Raw genomic sequence first — 21,409 nt, 5'->3', positions numbered from 1 at the left:
TGAGCCAGCCTGTCTGTTACTTGCGTTTCATGGACAGGAAGAACTCGTCGTTGGTCTTGGTCTGCTTGAGCTTGTCGATCAGGAACTCGATCGCCGCGACTTCGTCCATCGGGTGCAGCAGCTTGCGCAGGATCCACATGCGCTGCAACTCGTCATCAGCGGTCAACAGCTCTTCGCGGCGGGTGCCGGAGCGGTTGATGTTGATGGCCGGGAACACGCGCTTCTCTGCGATCTTGCGATCCAGAGGCAGCTCCATGTTGCCGGTACCCTTGAACTCTTCGTAGATGACTTCGTCCATCTTCGAACCGGTTTCAACCAGCGCGGTGGCGATGATGGTCAACGAGCCGCCCTCTTCGATGTTTCGCGCAGCACCGAAGAAACGCTTTGGTTTCTCGAGTGCGTGAGCATCGACACCACCGGTCAGTACCTTGCCGGAGCTCGGGATGACGGTATTGTAGGCGCGAGCCAGACGGGTGATGGAGTCGAGCAGGATGACGACGTCTTTCTTGTGCTCGACCAGGCGCTTGGCCTTCTCGATCACCATTTCGGCAACCTGTACGTGACGGGTTGGCGGTTCGTCGAATGTCGAAGCGACCACTTCGCCGCGCACGGTGCGCTGCATTTCGGTTACTTCTTCCGGGCGCTCATCGATCAACAGTACGATCAGATGCACTTCCGGGTTGTTACGCGTGATGTTCGACGCGATGTTCTGCAGCATGATGGTCTTGCCCGCTTTCGGCGGAGCAACGATCAGACCACGCTGACCTTTGCCGATCGGTGCACACAGATCGATCACACGACCGGTCAGGTCTTCGGTGGAACCGTTGCCGGCTTCCATCTTCATGCGGATCGTCGGGAACAACGGCGTCAGGTTTTCGAACAGAATCTTGTTCTTGGCGTTTTCCGGACGATCGTAGTTGATCGTGTCGACCTTGAGCAGAGCGAAATAACGCTCACCTTCTTTTGGTGGACGGATCTTGCCAACGATGGTGTCGCCGGTACGCAGGTTGAAGCGCCGGATCTGGCTAGGGGAGACGTAGATGTCATCCGGGCCGGCCAGGTAGGAAGCGTCTGCGGAGCGCAGGAAACCGAAGCCGTCCTGGAGAATCTCCAGCACGCCATCACCGGATATTTCCTCGCCACTTTTGGCGTGCCGTTTAAGCAGGGAAAAAATGACGTCCTGCTTGCGCGAACGGGCCATATTTTCTATGCCAGCCTGTTCGGCCATTTCGAGCAATTCGGTAATCGGCTTTTGCTTGAGTTCAGTCAGGTTCATATGGGGAATGACGTAATCGTGTATGGAGGGGGAATTAAGCTTTTGGCTTAATGAGGCCGCGCCGCAGAGAAGGCGACAGGATCGCGTACTAAATCGATAAGGAGAGCGTCGGCGACGGCTTGCAGGGGGCAACGGAGAAGCCGTTGCGGGGCCGAATGTACCACCTGATTTTCCGGGCGTCTAGTATGACGCCTGAAAAAAACCCCGCTATTTGCGGGGCCTTGAAGTGCTTCAGATGTTGGCGTCGAGAAATGCAGCCAGCTGCGACTTCGACAACGCGCCCACTTTGGTCGCTTCAACATTGCCGTTCTTGAACAGCATCAGCGTAGGAATACCACGCACGCCATGCTTGGCCGGGGTGTCCTGATTTTCATCGATGTTCAGTTTGGCGACAGTCAGCTTGCCTTGGTAGGTAGTGGCGATTTCGTCCAGTACCGGGGCAATCATCTTGCACGGGCCACACCACTCAGCCCAGTAATCAACAAGCACCGCACCATCAGCCTTGAGTACTTCGGCTTCGAAAGTGGCGTCGGTGACGTTTTTGATCAGGTCGTTGCTCATGGAAGTCTCCGAGGTCATAGGCTACAAAAGACGATCATCATAGCTCCCCTTATGCTATTCAGGAAGCGATGCTTCATTGACTCTGGCTATGGTGGCGCATGACTGGAGTTATGAGGGATGCCTAGCTTGATGGCGAGACAAAAACGATGCCGGTGCGCAGCGCTGCGCCGCGAATATGCTCCTGCATGGCTTTTTGTGCGGGGCCTGATGCGTGGCGGGCCAGCGCACGCAGGATCTTGCGATGCTCTTGCCAGGTTTCCATGACCCTCGCCGCACGGATGAATGGCATCTTCTGGCTTTCAAGAAAAATATCGGCACCTGCCGTCACTATCCCAAGCATCGCCTGGTTACCGCTGGCAACCAGAATATGCCGATGAAACTCGAAATCCAGCCTGGCTGCAGCCTCGAAGTCGCCGCCACGTAACTCGAGACGCATGGCTTCGACGTTGTCTTCAAGCACATCGCGCTCGTCAGCGGTCAGGGTGACTGCGGCCAGACCTGCGGCAAAACCTTCAAGGGCATAGCGCAATTGAAAAGTGTCTGCTGGCGAAACCCGGGCTTCAAATGGCCAGGAAAATCCACCCGTGCGCTGTTCTGGTTCAGAAATCGACTGCACGAACACGCCTTTTCCCGGCTGGACACTGACCACGCCCAAGGCTGTGAGTGAGGACAAGGCTTCACGCAGCGATGCACGACTGACACCCAGCAACGCCGCCAGGTCGCGTTGCGACGGCAGGCTTTCGCCGGGTTTGTAGCCTTGCTCGGCAATCAGTTTGCGAATGGCCCTGAGGGCCGATTCGGGTACTGCGAGTGAAGTATGCGGCATCACTGTTCAGGCCAGTCAGTCCAGTAAAAAGCCCTTTTATCGCCATCCCGCAGATTCGGCAAGCGACGCCCAGCACTGGGGCGGCCGGGCATTCCGGCGCGCCAAAGCAGGGCGCACGGAGCATCAACTGGTCAGACCAGTAAGACCATAATCGTGCGGAACACCTTGAGTTGCGGCAGCAATGAGCGGATGGCATGCGCTGTGCACTGGAGAATGGCCAACACTTTTCGTTTCGCCCGGAGACTTCACATGACCAAGCGTTACAGCGCCCTGCTTACTGCATTGTTTGCCAGTCTGATGCTGAGCCAGACACCCGCCCACGCCAACGGGCTGGACGACGTCGTAGCGCGCGGCACCTTGAAGGTCGCCGTACCGCAGGACTTCCCGCCGTTCGGCTCGGTCGGTCCGGATATGAAGCCACGTGGCCTGGACATCGACACCGCGCAACTGCTGGCTGACAGGCTGAAGGTCAAGCTCGAGCTGACGCCGGTCAACAGCACCAACCGCATCCCCTTCCTCACCACAGGCAAGGTTGATCTGGTAATTTCCAGCCTGGGCAAGAATCCTGACCGCGAGAAAGTCATCGATTTCTCCCGTGCCTACGCGCCGTTCTATCTGGCGGTGTTCGGTCCGCCCGACTCTCCGGTCAAGGATGTGGCTGACCTGAAAGGCAAGACCATCAGTGTGACCCGTGGCGCGATCGAGGACATCGAGCTGTCGGCCGTGGCGCCTGAAGGCACTACCATCAAGCGTTTCGAAGACAACAATTCGACTATCGCGGCTTACCTGGCAGGTCAGACCGACCTGATCGCCAGCGGCAACGTGGTGATGGTCGCCATCAGCGAGCGCAACCCCAAGCGCATTCCAGCGCTGAAAGTCAAACTGAAGGATTCGCCAGTCTACGTTGGCGTCAACAAGGGCCAGCCAGAGCTGTTGGGCAAGGTCAACGAAATGCTCAACGCTGCCAAGGCTGACGGCGCTCTGGAGAAAGCGTCCGAGACCTGGCTGAAGCAACCGCTGCCTGCCGATCTCTGATTATTGCTTTTCGGTCACAGGATCCACCAATGGCTTATCACTTCGACTTTACACCGGTCCTGCAAAACCTCGACGTGCTGTTGCGCGGGGCTTTGTTCACGCTGGAGCTGACGGCCATCGGCACGCTGCTCGGTGTCAGCCTCGGCATCGTCGGTGCCGTCGTCAGGGCCTGGAAGATCCAGCCTTTTGCGACGATTTTCGCCATCTATGTCGAGCTGATCCGCAACACGCCGTTTCTGGTCCAGCTGTTCTTCATCTTCTTCGGTCTGCCGTCGCTGGGCGTGCAGATTACCGAGTGGCAGGCGGCTGTGCTGGCGATGGTTGTCAATCTGGGGGCCTATTCGACCGAAATCGTGCGGGCCGGTATTCAGGCGATCCCCAAAGGTCAGCTTGAAGCATCGGCGGCGCTGGCGATGAATCGCTATGAAGCCTTTCGTTACGTGGTGCTGGTGCCAGCGCTGGGCAAGGTCTGGCCAGCGCTGAGCAGCCAGATCATCATCGTGATGCTGGGTTCGGCGGTCTGCTCGCAAATTGCCACAGAAGAACTGAGCTTCTTCGCCAATTTCATCCAGTCGCGTAATTTCCGGTCGTTTGAAACCTACATCGTGACCACGCTGATCTATCTGGCAATGGCGCTGCTGATCCGCCAATTGCTGGCCTGGATCGGACGACGTTACATCTCGAGGAGCCACTGATGGATTTCACCCTATGGGACATCGTGCGCAACTTGCTGATCGGTCTGCAATGGACGCTGGCCCTGTCGCTGGTGGCCTTTATCGGCGGCGGGCTTATCGGCTTGCTGATAATGGTCATGCGCACTTCGGAAAAGTCCGGGCCGCGTGTGATGGCCAAGCTTTATATAGAGCTGTTTCAGGGCACACCACTGCTGATGCAGCTGTTTCTGGTGTTCTTCGGCGTCGCCCTGATGGGCCTGAACATTTCTCCTTGGGCAGCGGCTGCACTGGCGTTGACGCTGTTCACCAGTGCTTACCTCGCCGAAATCTGGCGTGGCTGCGTTGAGTCGATTTCCAAGGGTCAGTGGGAAGCATCCGCCAGCCTGGCGATGAGTCCACTCGAACAGATGCGCTACGTGATCCTGCCTCAGGCACTGCGTATCGCGGTAGCACCGACCGTGGGCTTTTCCGTTCAGGTGGTCAAAGGCACCGCAGTGACCTCGATCATCGGTTTCACCGAACTGACCAAGACTGGCAGCATGCTGGCCAACGCCACGTTCGAACCTTTCATGGTCTACGGCTTCGTCGCCTTGGGCTATTTCATCCTTTGCTACCCCTTGTCGCTGTGCGCGCGCTACCTGGAAAGGAGACTGCATGCCTCTGCTTAGAATTTCCGCCCTGCATAAATACTATGGCGATCACCACGTGTTGAAGGGCATCGATCTGTCGGTCGAGGAAGGCCAGGTCGTGGCAATCATTGGTCGCAGTGGTTCGGGCAAGAGCACCCTGCTACGCACGCTCAATGGTCTGGAGTCGATCAATGATGGGGTGATCGAGGTCGATGGCGAGTACCTGGACGCAGCACGCGCCGACCTGCGCACTCTGCGCCAGAAGGTCGGCATGGTGTTTCAGCAGTTCAATCTGTTCCCGCACCTGAGCGTGGGCGAAAACGTGATGCTCGCGCCGCAGGTCGTGCAGAAGGTGCCGAAGGCTGAAGCCGCAAGGCTGGCGAAAAAGATGCTGGAGCGCGTCGGGCTGGGCGAGAAGTTCGATGCCTTCCCGGATCGCCTGTCTGGCGGCCAGCAGCAACGCGTGGCGATTGCCCGGGCATTGGCGATGTCGCCCAAGGTGCTGCTGTGTGACGAAATCACCTCGGCGCTGGACCCGGAACTGGTCAGCGAAGTACTCAGCGTGGTTCGCCAACTGGCTGCTGACGGCATGACCCTGATCATGGTCACCCACGAAATGCGCTTCGCCCGTGAAGTGGGCGACAAACTGGTGTTCATGCATCAGGGCAAGGTGCACGAAGTGGGCGACCCGAAGGTGCTCTTCGCCAACCCGAAAACCCCCGAACTGGCGAATTTCATCGGCACTGCGGAGCACGCGTAGTCAAAACCGGACGCAGAGCGCCCAGAACGGCATGCCCACGCGGAGCATGGGCACGATAGTGATCTGCATGAAGACTATCGTTCCGCACGCTCCAGCGTGGGAATGCCTTGGGTGACGCTCTGCGTCACAAATCTGCGCCACGCCACTGCCTGCGCAGAGCGGGGCGCGATAGTTACAGGCCCCTCACGTCGACCCTATAGCCATAAGCCACGTCCGAGAGTAATACCGGGTATTTCCGCTGCCTGAACAGCTTCGCGTTGGCGACAGACATGGATCGTGGCACGATGGTGCGGTTATCGAACTGGATTTTCTGACCATGCCGCATTCAACACCCAAGAATCTTTCACTGATCGCCGCCATCGACCTGGGCTCAAACAGCTTTCATATGGTTGTGGCGAAAGCCAATCAGGGCGAAATTCGCATTCTTGAGCGCCTGGGCGAAAAGGTGCAGTTGGCAGCCGGCATCGATGAAGAGCGCCAGCTGACTGAAGAGTCCATGCAGCGCGGTCTCGACTGCCTGAAACGCTTTGCCCAGTTGATCAACGGTCTGCCGCTCGGCGCTGTGCGCATCGTGGGCACCAATGCCCTGCGCGAAGCCCGCAACCGCAACGATTTCATTCACCGCGCCGAAGAAATTCTCGGCCATCCGGTGGAAGTTATTTCCGGACGCGAAGAAGCGCGCCTCATTTATCTGGGCGTCTCGCATACGCTGGCTGACACACCTGGCAAGCGCCTGGTTGCCGACATCGGCGGCGGCAGTACCGAATTCATCATCGGCCAACGCTTCGAGCCGCTGCTGCGTGAAAGCCTGCAGATGGGCTGCGTGAGTTTCACTCAGCGCTATTTCCGCGACGGCAAGGTGACACCCGCGCGCTACGCCCAGGCCTACACCGCTGCGCGGCTTGAAATCATGAGCATCGAACACGCGCTGCATCGCATGAAGTGGGATGAGGCCATCGGCTCATCGGGCACCATTCGCGCTATCGGTGTGGCGCTCAAAGCCAATGGTTACGGTGCAGGCGAGGTCAACGCCGAAGGCCTGGCATGGCTCAAGCGCAAACTGTTCAAACTGGGTGACGTCGAAAAAATCGACTTCGACGGCATCAAGCCCGACCGCCGCACCATTTTCCCGGCGGGCCTGGCGATTCTCGAAGCCATCTTCGACGCGCTTGAACTCAAGCGCATGGATCACTGCGAAGGCGCATTGCGCGAAGGCGTGCTGTACGACCTGATGGGCCGTCACCATCACGAAGACGTGCGTGAGCGCACGCTCAGCTCGCTGATGGAGCGGTATCACGTTGATCTGGAACAGGCGGCACGCGTCGAAGCCAAGGCGCTGCATGCGCTGGAGCAGGTTGCCGACAGTTGGGAGCTGCAGCACGAAAGCTACGCCGAACTGCTGAGCTGGGCCGCCAAGGTGCATGAGATCGGGCTGGACATCGCCCACTATCACTACCACAAGCATGGCGCCTACCTGATCGAGCACTCGGATCTTGCCGGGTTTTCACGCGAAGACCAGCAAATGCTCGCCCTGTTGGTACGCGGTCATCGCCGCAACATTCCCAAGGACAAGTTCGCCGAGTTCGGCGCGGAAGGCATCAAGCTGATTCGTCTGTGCGTGTTGTTGCGCTTTGCGATTCTGTTTCACCACATTCGCGGCACCCAGGAGATGCCGCGTGTGGTGTTACGTGCCGACGGCCCGAATCTGGACGCCGAGTTCCCGAAAGGCTGGCTGGAAAACAACCAGCTGACTCAGGCCGACTTCGCGCTGGAAGCGGAGTGGCTGACCCGAGTCGGCATCGTCTTCAGCGTACGCTGAGGACAGGGTTGCTCAGGCGCTCCAGCAGGGTCGCCTGGGCACTTCGCGGGTTCTGATTGCCAGTCGGCGTACTGCGCACATAACGTCCGTCTGACTGCAGCAGCCAGCTGTGGGTGTTGTCGGTCAGGTAACTTTCCAGCTCCTTCTTGACGCGCAGAATCAGCTTCTTGCCCTCTACCGGGAAGCAGGTCTCGACACGCTTGTCGAGGTTACGCTCCATCCAGTCGGCGCTCGACAGGAACATCTGCTCGTCGCCGCCATTGAGGAAGTAGAAGACCCGCGTGTGCTCCAGGAAGCGACCGATGATCGAGCGCACATGGATGTTGTGCGAGACCCCGGCAATACCCGGACGCAGACAGCACATGCCGCGTACCACCAGATCGATGCGCACACCGGACTGACTCGCCTTGTACAACGCACGGATGATCTTCGGATCAGTCAGCGAGTTGAACTTGGCAATGATGTGCGCAGGCTTGCCGTCGAGCGCAAACTGCGTCTCGCGGGCGATCATGTCGAGCATGCCCTTCTTCAGCGTGAATGGCGCATGCAGCAGCTTCTTCATACGCAGGGTCTTGCCCATGCCGATCAACTGACTGAACAGCTTGCCGACGTCTTCGCACAGCGCATCGTCGGAGGTCAGCAGGCTGTAGTCGGTATAAAGACGCGCGTTGCCGGCATGATAGTTACCGGTGCCAAGGTGCGCGTAACGCACGATTTCGCCCGCCTCACGGCGCAGGATCAGCATCATCTTGGCGTGGGTCTTGAAGCCGACCACGCCATAGATCACCACCGCACCGGCAGCCTGAAGACGACTGGCCAGTTGCAGGTTGGACTCTTCGTCGAACCGCGCACGCAGTTCAATCACTGCGGTGACCTCTTTGCCGTTACGCGCGGCGTCAACCAGCGCATCGACAATTTCCGAGTTCGCGCCGCTGCGGTACAGCGTCTGACGTACCGCCAGAACGTGCGGGTCCTTGGCGGCCTGACGCAGCAGGTCCACCACGGGAGTAAAGGACTCGAAAGGGTGCAGCAACAGAATGTCCTGCTTGCTGATCACGCTGAAAACGTTTTCGCTGTTCTGCAGCAGCTTGGGAATAGCCGGGGTGAACGGCGGGTATTGCAGTTCTGGATGACTGTCCAGACCGGTGATGCTGAACAGGCGCGTCAGGTTGACCGGCCCGTTGACCTGATACAGTTCGGACTCGTTGAGGTTGAACTGCTTGAGCAGGTAATCCGACAAGTGTTTGGGGCAGGTATCCGCCACTTCCAGACGCACCGCATCGCCGTAACGACGCGAGAACAGCTCGCCGCGCAGGGCACGCGCCAGGTCTTCCACGTCTTCCGAGTCCAGTGCCAGATCGGCGTTTCGGGTCAGGCGGAACTGATAGCAGCCCTTGACCTTCATGCCCTGAAACAGGTCATCGGCATGCGCGTGGATCATCGACGAGAGGAACACGAAGTTGTCCCCAGGCCCGCACACCTCTTCCGGCACTTTGATTACGCGCGGCAACAGGCGCGGTGCGGGAATGATCGCAAGGCCCGAATCACGACCGAAGGCATCGATACCTTCAAGCTCGACAATGAAGTTCAGGCTTTTGTTGACCAGCAATGGAAACGGATGGGTAGGGTCCAGGCCGATCGGCGTGATGATCGGTGCAATCTCGTCACGGAAATAGCGACGCACCCAGGCCTTGAGCTTGGCGGTCCAGTGACGACGACGAATAAAACGTACCTGATGCTTTTCAAGCTCGGGCAGCAGGATGTCATTGAGAATCGCGTATTGGCGATCCACATGACCGTGAACCAGCTCGCTGATTCTGGCCAGTGCCTGATGCGGCTGCAAACCGTCGGCCCCTGCCTGCTCGCGGGCAAACGTGATCTGCTTCTTCAGGCCGGCAACACGAATCTCGAAGAACTCATCAAGGTTGCTGGAGAAGATCAGCAGAAACTTCAACCGCTCCAGTAACGGGTAGGACTCATCGAGCGCCTGTTCCAATACCCGGATATTGAACTGCAACTGGGACAGTTCGCGGTGGATATACAGACTGCTGTCGTCCAGGTTCGGAGCGACAATGGCGGGCACCGGAGCGGCAGGCGCCTCGATGGCCGGGATTACTTCGATATCAGGTTCAACCAAGGGTGTTGCCTCCTGAGCATCGACTTCAACAGCGGCTTCGATGAGTGCTTCGGTATTCATGAATGTTCCTGTGAGGCTATTGCCCCTTCAACAGTTGAGCGGCACGAACGGCAAAATAAGTAAGAATGCCGTCGGCACCTGCGCGTTTGAAGGCAGTGAGGGATTCCAGAATCACCCCTTCACTCAGCCAACCGTTCTGGATTGCTGCCATGTGCATCGCGTATTCACCACTGACCTGATAGACAAAGGTCGGCACCTTGAACTCATCCTTGACCCTGTGAAGGATGTCCAGATAAGGCATGCCTGGCTTGACCATCACCATGTCGGCGCCTTCAGCAAGGTCAGCCGCCACTTCGTGCAGCGCCTCGTTGCTGTTGGCAGGGTCCATCTGATAAGACGCCTTGTTGGCCTTGCCCAGGTTCAGTGAAGAACCCACCGCATCGCGGAACGGACCGTAGTAGGCGCTGGCGTATTTGGCCGAGTAAGCCATGATTCGTACGTTAACGTGCCCTGCCAGCTCCAGAGACTCGCGAATGGCCTGAATACGGCCGTCCATCATGTCCGAAGGCGCAATAACCTGCGCACCGGCATCGGCGTGGGACAACGCCTGTTTGACCAGCGCATCGACAGTAATGTCGTTCTGCACATAGCCTTCTTCGTCAAGAATGCCGTCCTGACCGTGGGTGGTAAACGGGTCCAGCGCCACATCAGTGATGACGCCCAGCTCTGGGAAACGGTCACGCAGGGCGCGGGTTGCACGCTGGGCGATACCGTCGGGGTTCCAGGCTTCGGCGCCGTCGAGGGATTTCTTTTCCGGCGGTGTTACCGGGAACAGCGCCAGCGCGGGAATACCCAGCGCCACCCAATGCTCGGCTTCCTTGAGAAGCAGATCAACGCTCAGACGCTCGACGCCTGGCATCGATGCGATGGACTCACGACGGTTTTCACCATCGAGCACAAATACGGGGAGAATCAGATCGTCAACGGTGACAACGTTTTCACGCACCAGCCGACGGGAAAAGTCGTCGCGGCGATTACGGCGCAGACGAGTGAGAGGAAACAGGCGGTTTGCGGGGGTAAAGCTCACGGCGAGACTCCTGAGCCCGCTTACGCGGGCAAGCGCGACAGTTATAAGCCGCCATTATGACCAATGTGTGACAGTCATGGTTCGACCTGCGACTGCACGTCGCGGTCACAGACTTACAGGGGATGCAACCATTGTGGTTGCAAGAATCTTTAACGTCGAGACACATATCGACACTTTCATGATTCCGTCCGGCGCGTTAGGCTGCGCGTTCATTTCGCCAGCATCCAGACAATGCTCCAGAATTTCTTGAACGAATTCGGCTACTTCGCCCTGTTCCTCGGCACCTTTTTTGAAGGCGAGACCATTCTTGTTCTTGCCGGCTTTCTGGCGTTTCGCGGTTACATGGACCTCAACATTGTCATCGTAGTCGCCTTTTTTGGCAGCTATGCGGGTGACCAGCTGTGGTACTTCATGGGGCGCAAGCACGGACGCAAACTGCTGGCGCGCAAGCCGCGCTGGCAACTCATGGGCGACAAGGCGCTCAGGCTGGTGCGCAAGCATCCGGACATATGGGTGCTGGGCTTCCGATTTGTCTATGGCCTGCGGACCGTCATGCCGGTAGCCATCGGCCTGTCCGGCTATCCGCCCGGGCGCTACCTGCTGCTCAACGGCATCGGCGCTGCGGTCTGGGCAGCGGCGCTGGGCTCGGCGGCCTACCACTTCGGTGCGGTTCTCGAAGGCCTGCTGGGCAACGTCAAGAAATACGAACTCTGGGTGCTGGGCGCTCTGATATTGCTCGGCTTGGCCCTGTGGATACGCAGGCGCATCAAGAACGCACGCATCGCCCGTGAAGAACGTGAAGAAAAGAGCCGCTTCTGCGCATCGGCAGCCGCTTCGGACCTGGACATGCCCACTGCCGTGCCGGTCGACCTGAAGAAAAAATCCGACGAATAGAATAACGTAACGTTGTGTGCCGAGTGCAGCCCCGGCGGGCTCGCTCGGCGAACACGTTATGCAGCCCCCCGCTCCAACGCCTCCAGCCCTCGCCCGACCCCCACAGCCTTCACCGACTGACTGAACACTCGGCCCCAAAAACGATCAATGGTAGGGCAAATTAAAAGAAGCCCCAGATTGCCGACGCTCAAGGAGCCGAATCGATGCAGAAAAAAGTGGCTGTAATCCTGTCCGGCTGCGGTGTCTACGATGGCGCCGAAATTCACGAAAGCGTTCTGACCCTGCTTCGCCTGGATCAACGTGGTGCGCAGGTTCAGTGCTTCGCACCGGACATCGCTCAGCACCATGTCATCAATCACCTGACCGGCGAAGAGATGCCTGAATCGCGCAACGTGCTGATTGAATCCGCGCGCATTGCCCGCGGCGAAGTGAAAGACATACGCGAGGCGAACGCCGAAGATTTTGACGCGCTGATCATCCCCGGTGGTTTCGGCGCAGCAAAAAACCTCTCTGACCTCGCCCTGCAAGGTCACGCCTGCCAAGTGGAAGCCGGGCTGCTGGAGCTGGCCGAGGCGTTCGCCGAAGCCGGCAAACCGGTCGGACTGATCTGCATCACGCCAGCCCTGGCGGCCAAGATCTATGGCCCGGGCGTTACCTGCACCATCGGCAACGACGCCGAAACCGCTGCAGCCATCACCAGGATGGGCGGCAGCCACATTGAATGCGCGGTTGATGACATCGTCGAGGACGAGGCACGCAAGCTGGTCAGCACCCCCGCCTACATGGTTGCCAAAAGCATCGGCGAGGCCGCGGCCGGCATCAACAAGCTGGTTGACCGGGTATTAGAGCTGACGCAACAGAGCGATGCCTGATCAGCCCGCTCATGATTCACCACTCGTCAGGCGAGCGGTGAATCACGACATGTGTCGTGGCGATCCAATTCGGCTTATGCTGTACTGTATGCATAAACAGTACTTGAGTATAACCAGATGTCCAGCCCCTCTCCATTCCGTGGTCGTGGCACGGCGAGCAATCCGCATAACCGCTTTGCGCCCAGCCAGTCTGTGGCCGAGGACGATGGCTGGTATCAGGAAGTCCCGCTGACGCAGGGCACACAGGTCACCCACGAGACCGCCAAAAGCATCATCACCCGCAACAGTTCTCCAGACATTCCCTTTGATCGTTCGATCAACCCGTATAGAGGCTGCGAGCATGGCTGCATCTATTGTTTCGCCAGGCCCAGCCATGCGTATTGGGATATGTCTCCGGGCCTGGATTTCGAAACCCGACTGATCGCCAAGACCAATGCAGCGGCGCTGCTGGAGCAGCAACTTTCCAAGCCAGGCTATCGCTGCGCGCCCATCACGCTTGGGGCTAATACCGACCCCTATCAGCCGATAGAGCGCGAGTACCGGATCACACGCGCCACACTTGAGGTGTTGCTGCGTTATCGTCATCCCGTCAGCATCATTACCAAAGGTTCACTGATCCTGCGGGACCTGGATCTGCTGGCGGAAATGGCAAAATTGCGGCTGGTATCGGTATTCATCAGCCTGACGACGCTGGACGACGAACTCAAATGCATTCTGGAGCCCAGGGCCGCTGCACCCAAGGCCCGTCTGCGCGCCATCCGCGTATTGCGTCAGGCGGGAGTACCGGTTGGCGTCCTGTGCGCACCAATGATCCCGATGATCAATGACAGCGAACTGGAAGCACTGTTGAGCGAGGCGAAAGCCGCAGGTGCATTGAGCGCAAGTTACGTGATGCTGCGCCTGCCACTCGAGGTAGCTCCGTTGTTCGACGAGTGGCTGAAGACGCATTACCCGCAACGCGCGGATCATGTCATGAGCCTGATACGTCAAAGCCGCGGCGGGGCGCTTTATGACAGCGAGTTCGGGTCCCGGATGCGCGGTGAGGGACCGTTTGCCGATCTGCTGGCACAGCGTTACGCGATGGCGGTCAAACGTCTTGGGCTGAACCGTCGGGAAAGCTTCGCACTGGATTGCGAAGCGTTCTGCCCTCCCGGCGGGCAAATGTCACTGCTGTAACAACTTGGTACTATCGTGCAAACCCGCGAGCCAGAGCCATCGCATTCAGTTTCGCTTAAGCTTGGACGATTAGTCTGTAACCCTGAGTGTCACCAGCAATAACGCTCACAGGATTTTGTTCGTGATTCCTTGTTACAGGATCACATCCGGCTCTGGTCAAACAGGCATGAGAAATCCACATCAATCCGTCAGAGAGGATGAACAGATGAGAGACACGGATAACCAGCATTCGGCTACGTCGTCCAGCACAGACAGCCAAATGAGTAGCGCCGACGTAGCGTTGAAACAAATCGTCGATGGCTTTGTACATTTTCGTAACGAGGTCTTCCCCCAGCAGGAAGAACTGTTCAAGAAGCTGGCCACCGCGCAGTCGCCACGGGCTATGTTCATCACCTGCGCCGACTCGCGCATCGTGCCCGAGCTGATTACCCAAAGCTCGCCTGGCGACCTGTTCGTGACGCGTAACGTCGGCAACGTCGTGCCGCCATACGGTCAGATGAACGGCGGTGTTTCAACCGCGCTGGAATATGCCGTGGTTGCGCTGGGCGTGCAGCACATTATCGTCTGCGGCCACTCCGATTGCGGCGCCATGCGTGCCGTGCTCAACCCGGACAGCCTGGACAAGATGCCGACGGTAAAAGCCTGGCTGCGTCATGCCGAAGTCGCCCGTACAGTGGTCGAGCAAAACTGCAATTGCAGCGGCGAGCTGGAAACCATGCAGGTCCTGACTCAGGAAAACGTGATTTCCCAGCTGCAACACTTGCGTACCCACCCTTCGGTTGCGGCGAAGATGGCCAGCGGTCAGCTGTTCATTCATGGTTGGGTCTACAGTATCGAAACCAGCGAAATCCTGGCCTACGATGCCGAGCGTGACAGCTTCGTACCCCTCGATGGCCAAGGCCCGGCACCTATGGCCTCCCCGAAAGCACGCTTTTCAGTCGACTGATATCCTTCACGACTGAAGGCAAGCACCTCTTTTTACGGTGACGGCTGCGCATGATGCGCGCCGTCAGCCTTGCCTCGCCTGAGGAATCACGGAGAAGCGTCATGGGAATTGCAGAACTGAAATCCGCCTTGCCACGGGAGCTTTTAGCTTCCGTGGTCGTGTTCCTGGTCGCTTTGCCGCTGTGCATGGGGATCGCGATCGCTTCTGGCATGCCGCCAGCGAAAGGTCTGATCACCGGCATCATTGGTGGTCTGATCGTCGGCTGGATAGCCGGTTCGCCGTTGCAGGTCAGTGGTCCTGCCGCAGGTCTGGCGGTGCTGGTCTTCGAAGTCGTGCGTGAGCATGGCATGGCCATGCTGGGGCCAATCCTGCTGCTGGCCGGGCTGCTCCAGTTGCTCGCCGGACGCTTCAAGCTGGGCTGCTGGTTCCGGGTCACGGCACCCGCGGTGGTTTACGGGATGCTGGCGGGTATCGGTGTTCTGATTGTTCTGTCACAGGCTCATGTGATGTTCGACAGCGGCCCGCAACCTTCCGGGCTGCATAACCTGATCGGCTTCCCCGCCACAGTGATGCAGGCCATCGGGCCAGGCACCGGCATGCAAGCCGGCATGCTCGGTCTGGGCACCATGCTGATCATGTGGAGCTGGGAAAAATTTCGTCCTCAATCCTTGCGCTTCGTCCCCGGCGCCTTGCTGGGTGTCGGTATCGCAACCGGTATAAGCCTGTTCCTGGCCCTGCAGATCAAGCGCGTTGAAGTGCCGGACAACCTGGCCGACGCTATTGACTGGCTGCGTCCGGCGGACCTGATGAACCTGGCTGACCCGGCAATCCTGATTGCTGCAGTCGTGGTGGCATTCATTGCCAGTGCTGAAACGCTGTTGTCTGCGTCGGCGGTCGATCGCATGCACAGCGGCGAGCGCTCCGACTTCGACAAGGAACTGAGCGCTCAGGGCGTGGGCAACATGCTCTGCGGCCTGCTCGGCGCGCTGCCGATGACCGGCGTTATCGTGCGCAGCTCGGCGAATGTTCAGGCCGGCGCAAAAACCCGTTACTCGACCATCCTTCACGGCACATGGCTGCTGGCATTCGTGCTGCTGCTGTCAAGCGTACTGCAAAGCATTCCGGTCGCAAGTCTGGCTGGCGTACTCGTCTATACCGGTCTGAAACTGGTCGATCTCAAGGCATTTCGTGGCTTGGGTCGTTATGGCCGGATGCCGATGTTCACTTATGCAGCAACCGCTGTGGCGATCATCTTCACCGATTTGCTGACTGGCGTTTTGGTCGGTTTCGGCATGACACTGGTGAAGCTGGCGTTCAAGGCGTCACGCTTGAAAATCAATGTAGTGAAACTGGAAGGCGAGAAAGACTACGAACTGCGTCTGGTAGGTGCAGCAACCTTTCTCAAGGTGCCGGCACTGACCAAGGCGTTGGGCACGATTGCGCAAGGCAGCACCTTGCATGTGCCGCTGGGCAACCTGTCCTATATCGATCACTCTTGCCTTGAACTGCTGGAAGAGTGGGGGCGTTCCAACGCCGCTCATGGAACCCGACTGGTCATCGAGCCGCGCGGTTTGAAGCGTCGTCTGGAAGGGCGCATCCACACGACAACGGGTATCGGTTCAGCCGCAAGCTGATCGCCGCTACCTGGGAATGATGGGGGTCGGATGGGTCTTCGCGTAGCAGCGGAGCACTGTTGGGCCCCTTCCATTGCTGGCGAAGACATTCAGTCGGGCGCCTGAGTCAGACGACGGAGCGTTCCAGCTCCAGACCGATGCCAAGTTGTCGGGACAGGCTTGGCCAACGCTTCCACGCGGCTCCCGTATCAGGACTTATCAATTTCTCGCGATACGCCTCCACAGAGTCCAGTGCGAAACTGTCCTCATCGAGCAGTTGATCCACCGCATGATGGACCGCCTCGTCAAGCTGGTTGGCAAATTGCTCGCCAATCAATTGATGCGCGATCACGCTGGCCACCGTGGTGTTGGACGGTATCAGCGGCTGACCGAAATGCTTGATGTACAGATCGTTCACTTCCTCGACCAGCCTGTGCGCCAGATAAGCCTCATCCAGCAGGCCTTCCAACCCCTCATGCCCGGTCATACAGGCTGGCGGGGCGGCAAAGAATTGCTCGGCAATCTTCAACACCGGCTTGATCTGCCCTTCAATCCCGGCTTCCACCGCGACATCATGAGCGGCGTCCAGCAGGTCCGGCACCAGATCGATATAAGCGGTGACAAACCGCGTCAGAACATCTTTTGCATCGACATCCGGCAAGTGGATGGCTGGATGAAGATGGGGTAGCTTTTGTTCCAGTTGCTGCAATAGGTGGCCGGTTCGGGCCTCATGTTGATGGGCTTGTTGTATCTGCTCGCGCAATGCGGCGGTGTTCATGGCGTCAGGCACTCCCGAGGGTATTGAACCCCGTGGTTTGGTTAAGGAAAGTCATACGTTAGCTTGATTAACTAAATGCTTAAGACGTTTTTGTCATAACTGGTGCACGTTTATATATATCGGCTATATCGAACAGGGCTCTGGCCGCCCGATTGGTTATAAACGGCATGCTCAGAATTGCTGCAAGGCCCGGAGGCAATGGCCGGCCTTACCTTTTGCGCAGACCGGCTATTCTGATGTCGATCAACCCTTTCCCGACACACAGACTGATGTAAAAGTGAGCCCGCATGACTCGATCTGTTTCGCGAAGCCGCTTCGCTGGCCGGCTGATACTGCTGCTGATCATCATGTTCACGTGCGGATATGCACTGCCGCCGCTTTATGACTGGCTGATACGAGCCGTAAGCGGACATGACAAGACCGCCGATGCCTACAGCCAGCCGATTGATGCAGCCCGTCAGGTCGAGGTTCGTTTTGCCGCTACGACTGCAGCGGGCATGGTCTGGCAGTTCTATCCGCGTGCCGGGCAGATGATTGTGCATCCGGGCGCGATCAATGAAATGATCTTCATAGCGCAAAACCCCACGGACAAGCCGATGAAGGCCCAGGCAATACCGGGTATTTCACCCGGCAAGGCAGCGGCCTGGTTTCACAAGACCGAATGCTTCTGTTTCACCCAACAAACTCTGCAGCCAGGCGAACGCATTGAAATGCCGGTGCGTTTCATCGTTGATCGCGATCTGCCTGCCGATGTGAGGCAATTGACGCTTGCCTATACATTGCTCGACGTCACCACGCCCTAGGTTCTGCCTTGGATATAGTCCATCATTCCCAACCCACGCCATCCAGCCAAAGCCATGACCAGAACCCAGAAGACCGTTTTTATCGTTGCCGCGCTGGTTGCGCTCATTCTGGGGCTGATCGTCAGCCGCTTGCTGCCCGATGACGGACCAGCCAGCCAGGCAGCGCTCAATGACGCAGGTATTGTTCTGCTACCGAAAAGCCGGCAACTGCCAGCGCTGAGCATGATCGACCAGAACGGCGCTGCCATGCCCCTTGATGGGCTGAAAGACATGTGGACATTGATGTTTTTCGGCTACACCTTCTGCCCGGATATCTGCCCGACGACCCTGGCGCAGATAAAGCAGATTCGCAGCGAGCTTCCTGAAGCAACCGTCAAGCGAATGCGTGTGGTGCTGGTCAGTGTCGATCCCGCCCGCGATACCCCGCAGCAGCTCAAACAATATCTGGGCTATTTCGACACGCACTACGTCGGCTTGACCGGGCCGGTGGCCGACATCCAGAAACTGGCCAACAGCGTGAGCATTCCGTTCATACCCGCCGATACCAGCAAACCGAACTACTTTGTCGACCACAGTGGCAACCTGGCCCTGATCGGCCCGGACGGCACTCAGCGAGGCTTTATTCGCGCCCCGCTGAATACCCGAAAACTGGTGAAACAGCTTCCGGGGTTGCTGGAGAAGGATTAAAGCGTCCGAATCTCCAGCCTCGATCAGTTCAGATCAAAACGCCGGAATCACAGCGCCTTTGTACTTCTCGGCGAGGAAGGTTTTGACTTCCGGGCTTTGCAGAGCGGCGGCCAGCTTTTTCATGGCGTCCGAGTCCTTGTTGTCCGGACGGGCTACCAGAATATTCGCGTAAGGCGAATCGCCATTTTCGAGGATCAGCGCGTCCTTGGTTGGGTCAAGCCCGGCCGTCAGCGCATAGTTGGTGTTGATCAGCGCCAGATCGACTTGAGTCAGCACACGCGGCAGCGTAGCGGCTTCCAGCTCGCGGAATTTCAGGTCTTTCGAGTTGTTGACCACATCAGAAGGCTTGGACAGGATGTTGGTAGGGTCTTTCAGCGTAATCAAACCCGCCTTGGCGAGCAGCAACAATGCACGACCTTCGTTGGTGGCATCATTAGGCAACGCGACGTTGGCACCGCTTGGCAGGTCTGCGAGGGACTTGATCTTGTCCGAATACGCGCCGAAAGGTTCGATGTGAACCTTGGCCACAGCCACCAGATCGGCATTCTTGCCCTTGTTGTACTCGTCCAGATACGGCTGGTGCTGGAAGAAGTTGGCGTCCATACGATTTTGCGAAACCTGTACGTTCGGCTGGATGTAATCGTTGAATACCTTGATCTGCAGGTCTACGCCCTCTTTGGCGAGCGTCGGTTTCACGAACTCGAGGATTTCGGCATGCGGCACGGCCGAAGCAGCCACGGTCAGGGTTTCGTTGGCCTGCGCGGACAAGGCAGTAACAGCGGCCAGTACGGCCAATAGTTTTTTCATGCAACAACTCCTTTGAGGCCCGCACGTAACGGGCCGATGCCAACTGATTCGATCAGCGGTGCGTAAAGTGCGCAACCAGCCTGTCGCCGATGGTTTGCAGTATCTGCACCAGCACCAGCAACAATACGACCGTCACAAACATCACATCGTTCTGGAAACGCTGATAACCGTAACGAATAGCCAGGTCACCAAGCCCGCCAGCGCCAACCGCACCTGCCATCGCGGTGAAAGACACCAGCGCAATGGCGGTCACGGTGATCGCCGCCAGAATGCCGGGCCGCGCTTCTGGCAGCAGCGCCTTGAGAATGATCTGCCGGGTGGTGGCGCCCATAGCCTGAGTGGCTTCGATGATGCCGCGGTCCACTTCACGCAACGCGGTTTCTACCAGACGCGCAAAAAACGGCGTGGCGCCTGCGATCAGCGGCGGCAACGTGCCCAGAATACCCAGCGATGTGCCGGTGATGATTTCAGTCAGCGGCATCATCACGATCAGCAGAATGATGAACGGCAAAGCACGCAGCATATTCACGATCAGGCCGACGGTGGCGTACAGCTGTTTGTGTTCCAGCAACTGACGAGGCGACGTCAGAAACATCAATACGCCCAGCGGCAGGCCTAAGAGGACGGTGAAGCCCAGCGACACAACGAGCATGATCATGGTGTCGCCGGTGGCGACCCATATCTCGTACCAGTCGACGTTGGAAAACAGGTTCAGAAAAGCGTCCATCAGCGCAGCACCTCCATATGGACATCGGCAGCGGTGAACCGCGCGAAGGCAGCGTCCATGTCGCCACCGGTGATCGCCAGCGTGAGTTGGCCGTAAGGGGTGTCCTTGATGCGATCGATACGACCGGCCAGGATGCTGTAGTCGACACCGGTTTCACGCGCTACGGTGCCCAGCAGCGGCGCGTAGGTTGCCTCGCCCTGGAAGGTCAGGCGCACGATTCGGCCCTCTACATGAGCGAAGTCGTCACGCTGTTCGTTTTCATCGATCTGGTCGTCTTCCTGCACAAAACGCCTGGTGGTCGAGTGCTGCGGGTGCAAGAACACATCCGCCACCCTGCCCTGCTCGACGATGACGCCTGCGTCCATGACCGCCACCTGATCACAGACGCGACGAATCACGTCCATTTCATGGGTGATGAGCACGATGGTCAGTTTCAGTTCGCGATTGATCTCGGCCAGCAGTTGCAGGACCGACGCAGTGGTCTGCGGGTCCAGCGCGCTGGTGGCTTCGTCGCAGAGCAGGATCTTGGGTTTGGTCGCCAGGGCGCGGGCAATGCCGACGCGCTGCTTCTGACCGCCAGACAATTGAGCCGGGTACTTTTTAGCGTGATCGGACAGCCCGACCCGCTCAAGCAACTCGGCCACGCGCTGATCGATCTGCTTGCGCGGCATGTCGCCCGCCAGGGTCAGGGGCATCGCAACGTTGTCGGCTACGGTTTTGGAGGCCAGCAGATTGAAGTGCTGGAAGATCATCCCGACTTGCTGCCGAAAGCGGCGCAGGCCATTGGCATCGAGTGCCGTGACGTCTTCGCCATCAACCACGATCTGCCCGCCGCTAGGGGTTTCGAGCCGGTTGATCAGGCGCAGCAGGGTGCTTTTGCCAGCACCTGAATGGCCAATGATGCCGAATACCTGGCCGTCGTCGACGCGCAGGCTGGTGGGGTGCAAGGCCGGTATTTCCTTGCCTGCCACCCGATAGGTTTTGTGGACGTTATGAAACTCGATCACGGAGCGAACCTTGTGGGGGCGCGTTAAAAAATCAGCGCAGTGGATCATGCTCCACCTGCTTCGTTACCTCGGCCAGATTGAGCCGGGCGCGCATTTTAGCCTGTCCTGCCCGCTGTGCTTAGCATTTATTTGCAAGCGGGTCTGTGTATTGGGCATAACGCGACCGTTGGTACTAAACGCGCTCAATTGAACTGAACGGCTGTTTCCTGCACCTGTCACTTTCTCGATACCGTGATTTCCCGCTTGCATCAGGGAAGTCGTAATCAGCGAACCCAACTCAACGATTGGGTCCAGA

Annotated in this window: 21 protein-coding genes; 12 read left to right on the top strand and 9 right to left on the bottom strand. The window is 58.3% G+C overall.

The genetic code is table 11. From position 1 onward, the window contains the following. Nucleotides 1–16: 16 nt before the first annotated feature. The 3 genes from rho to ALO43_RS03145 all read right to left on the bottom strand — a co-directional run bounded on the left by rho (nucleotide 17) and on the right by ALO43_RS03145 (nucleotide 2,663). A complete protein-coding gene (gene rho / locus ALO43_RS03155) occupies nucleotides 17–1,276 on the bottom strand; it encodes a transcription termination factor Rho (protein ID WP_002551560.1) in 1,260 nt (419 codons plus the stop codon). 231 nt (nucleotides 1,277–1,507) lie between these two features. Continuing rightward, nucleotides 1,508–1,837, bottom strand: coding sequence for a thioredoxin TrxA (trxA, locus tag ALO43_RS03150; RefSeq protein WP_005888029.1), 330 nt, complete (start codon nucleotides 1,835–1,837; stop codon nucleotides 1,508–1,510). Nucleotides 1,838–1,958: 121 nt separating this feature from the next. Continuing rightward, on the bottom strand, nucleotides 1,959–2,663 hold the full coding sequence (locus ALO43_RS03145; protein ID WP_005888028.1) for a FadR/GntR family transcriptional regulator: 705 nt from the start codon (nucleotides 2,661–2,663) through the stop codon (nucleotides 1,959–1,961). Nucleotides 2,664–2,912: 249 nt separating this feature from the next. On the opposite strand from ALO43_RS03145, the gene ALO43_RS03140 reads away from it, so the two are divergent. The 5 genes from ALO43_RS03140 to ppx all read left to right on the top strand — a co-directional run bounded on the left by ALO43_RS03140 (nucleotide 2,913) and on the right by ppx (nucleotide 7,580). Next, the gene (locus tag ALO43_RS03140) at nucleotides 2,913–3,698 is read left to right on the top strand and encodes a transporter substrate-binding domain-containing protein (protein WP_054997092.1); all 786 of its coding nucleotides are present in this window, start codon (nucleotides 2,913–2,915) and stop codon (nucleotides 3,696–3,698) included. Nucleotides 3,699–3,727: 29 nt separating this feature from the next. Next, entirely contained in the window at nucleotides 3,728–4,393 is a 666-nt protein-coding gene (locus ALO43_RS03135; protein ID WP_005888024.1) for an amino acid ABC transporter permease, read from the top strand. Next, entirely contained in the window at nucleotides 4,390–5,040 is a 651-nt protein-coding gene (locus ALO43_RS03130; RefSeq protein WP_032618371.1) for an amino acid ABC transporter permease, read from the top strand. Before ALO43_RS03135 ends, ALO43_RS03130 begins: the two co-directional genes overlap by 4 nt. After that, entirely contained in the window at nucleotides 5,027–5,761 is a 735-nt protein-coding gene (locus ALO43_RS03125; protein WP_005888022.1) for an amino acid ABC transporter ATP-binding protein, read from the top strand. The genes ALO43_RS03130 and ALO43_RS03125 overlap by 14 nt, the downstream gene beginning before the upstream one ends. 316 nt (nucleotides 5,762–6,077) lie before the next feature. Next, entirely contained in the window at nucleotides 6,078–7,580 is a 1,503-nt protein-coding gene (gene ppx / locus ALO43_RS03120; RefSeq protein ID WP_054997091.1) for an exopolyphosphatase, read from the top strand. Here ppx and ppk1 read toward each other — a convergent pair. Continuing rightward, a complete protein-coding gene (gene ppk1 / locus ALO43_RS03115) occupies nucleotides 7,567–9,777 on the bottom strand; it encodes a polyphosphate kinase 1 (RefSeq protein WP_005888019.1) in 2,211 nt (736 codons plus the stop codon). The genes ppx and ppk1 overlap by 14 nt on opposite strands. 16 nt (nucleotides 9,778–9,793) lie before the next feature. Further along, nucleotides 9,794–10,804 (bottom strand): porphobilinogen synthase, encoded by a 1,011-nt coding sequence (gene hemB / locus ALO43_RS03110; RefSeq protein ID WP_024669175.1) that lies wholly within the window; start codon nucleotides 10,802–10,804, stop codon nucleotides 9,794–9,796. A 231-nt stretch (nucleotides 10,805–11,035) separates the two neighbouring features. Between hemB and ALO43_RS03105 the strand changes: the two genes are divergently transcribed. From ALO43_RS03105 to ALO43_RS03085, 5 genes are all read left to right on the top strand, one after another. Further along, a complete protein-coding gene (locus ALO43_RS03105; protein ID WP_005888013.1) occupies nucleotides 11,036–11,698 on the top strand; it encodes a DedA family protein in 663 nt (220 codons plus the stop codon). A gap of 203 nt (nucleotides 11,699–11,901) precedes the next feature. Then, the gene (gene elbB / locus ALO43_RS03100; RefSeq protein ID WP_053931653.1) at nucleotides 11,902–12,570 is read left to right on the top strand and encodes an isoprenoid biosynthesis glyoxalase ElbB; all 669 of its coding nucleotides are present in this window, start codon (nucleotides 11,902–11,904) and stop codon (nucleotides 12,568–12,570) included. Nucleotides 12,571–12,687: 117 nt separating this feature from the next. After that, a complete protein-coding gene (locus ALO43_RS03095) occupies nucleotides 12,688–13,746 on the top strand; it encodes a PA0069 family radical SAM protein (RefSeq protein ID WP_054997090.1) in 1,059 nt (352 codons plus the stop codon). A gap of 205 nt (nucleotides 13,747–13,951) precedes the next feature. Next, a complete protein-coding gene (locus ALO43_RS03090; RefSeq protein ID WP_024669173.1) occupies nucleotides 13,952–14,692 on the top strand; it encodes a carbonic anhydrase in 741 nt (246 codons plus the stop codon). 101 nt (nucleotides 14,693–14,793) lie between these two features. Beyond that, complete coding sequence (locus tag ALO43_RS03085; protein ID WP_054997089.1) at nucleotides 14,794–16,326, top strand: SulP family inorganic anion transporter; 1,533 nt, start codon at nucleotides 14,794–14,796, stop codon at nucleotides 16,324–16,326. A 106-nt stretch (nucleotides 16,327–16,432) separates the two neighbouring features. Here the strand turns inward: ALO43_RS03085 and ALO43_RS03080 are convergent, their stop codons facing one another. Continuing rightward, nucleotides 16,433–17,083 (bottom strand): hypothetical protein, encoded by a 651-nt coding sequence (locus ALO43_RS03080; protein ID WP_005888008.1) that lies wholly within the window; start codon nucleotides 17,081–17,083, stop codon nucleotides 16,433–16,435. A gap of 287 nt (nucleotides 17,084–17,370) precedes the next feature. On the opposite strand from ALO43_RS03080, the gene ALO43_RS03075 reads away from it, so the two are divergent. Then, on the top strand, nucleotides 17,371–17,886 hold the full coding sequence (locus tag ALO43_RS03075; protein ID WP_005888006.1) for a cytochrome c oxidase assembly protein: 516 nt from the start codon (nucleotides 17,371–17,373) through the stop codon (nucleotides 17,884–17,886). A 54-nt stretch (nucleotides 17,887–17,940) separates the two neighbouring features. After that, nucleotides 17,941–18,573, top strand: coding sequence for an SCO family protein (locus tag ALO43_RS03070; RefSeq protein WP_005888004.1), 633 nt, complete (start codon nucleotides 17,941–17,943; stop codon nucleotides 18,571–18,573). 33 nt (nucleotides 18,574–18,606) lie between these two features. Here ALO43_RS03070 and ALO43_RS03065 read toward each other — a convergent pair whose 3' ends face one another. From ALO43_RS03065 to ALO43_RS03055, 3 genes are read right to left on the bottom strand one after another with little or no spacing between them, the layout of a single operon-like run. Then, complete coding sequence (locus tag ALO43_RS03065) at nucleotides 18,607–19,380, bottom strand: MetQ/NlpA family ABC transporter substrate-binding protein (RefSeq protein WP_005888002.1); 774 nt, start codon at nucleotides 19,378–19,380, stop codon at nucleotides 18,607–18,609. 52 nt (nucleotides 19,381–19,432) lie between these two features. After that, complete coding sequence (locus tag ALO43_RS03060) at nucleotides 19,433–20,107, bottom strand: methionine ABC transporter permease (protein WP_005888000.1); 675 nt, start codon at nucleotides 20,105–20,107, stop codon at nucleotides 19,433–19,435. After that, a complete protein-coding gene (locus ALO43_RS03055; RefSeq protein ID WP_024669171.1) occupies nucleotides 20,107–21,114 on the bottom strand; it encodes a methionine ABC transporter ATP-binding protein in 1,008 nt (335 codons plus the stop codon). Before ALO43_RS03055 ends, ALO43_RS03060 begins: the two co-directional genes overlap by 1 nt. Nucleotides 21,115–21,409 lie beyond the last annotated feature (295 nt).

This window comes from Pseudomonas tremae, from assembly GCF_001401155.1.
Taxonomy (GTDB): Bacteria; Pseudomonadota; Gammaproteobacteria; order Pseudomonadales; family Pseudomonadaceae; genus Aquipseudomonas; species Aquipseudomonas tremae.
The sequence above is the reverse complement of the archived record's forward strand: the minus strand, read 5'-3'. Positions and strand labels throughout refer to the sequence as shown.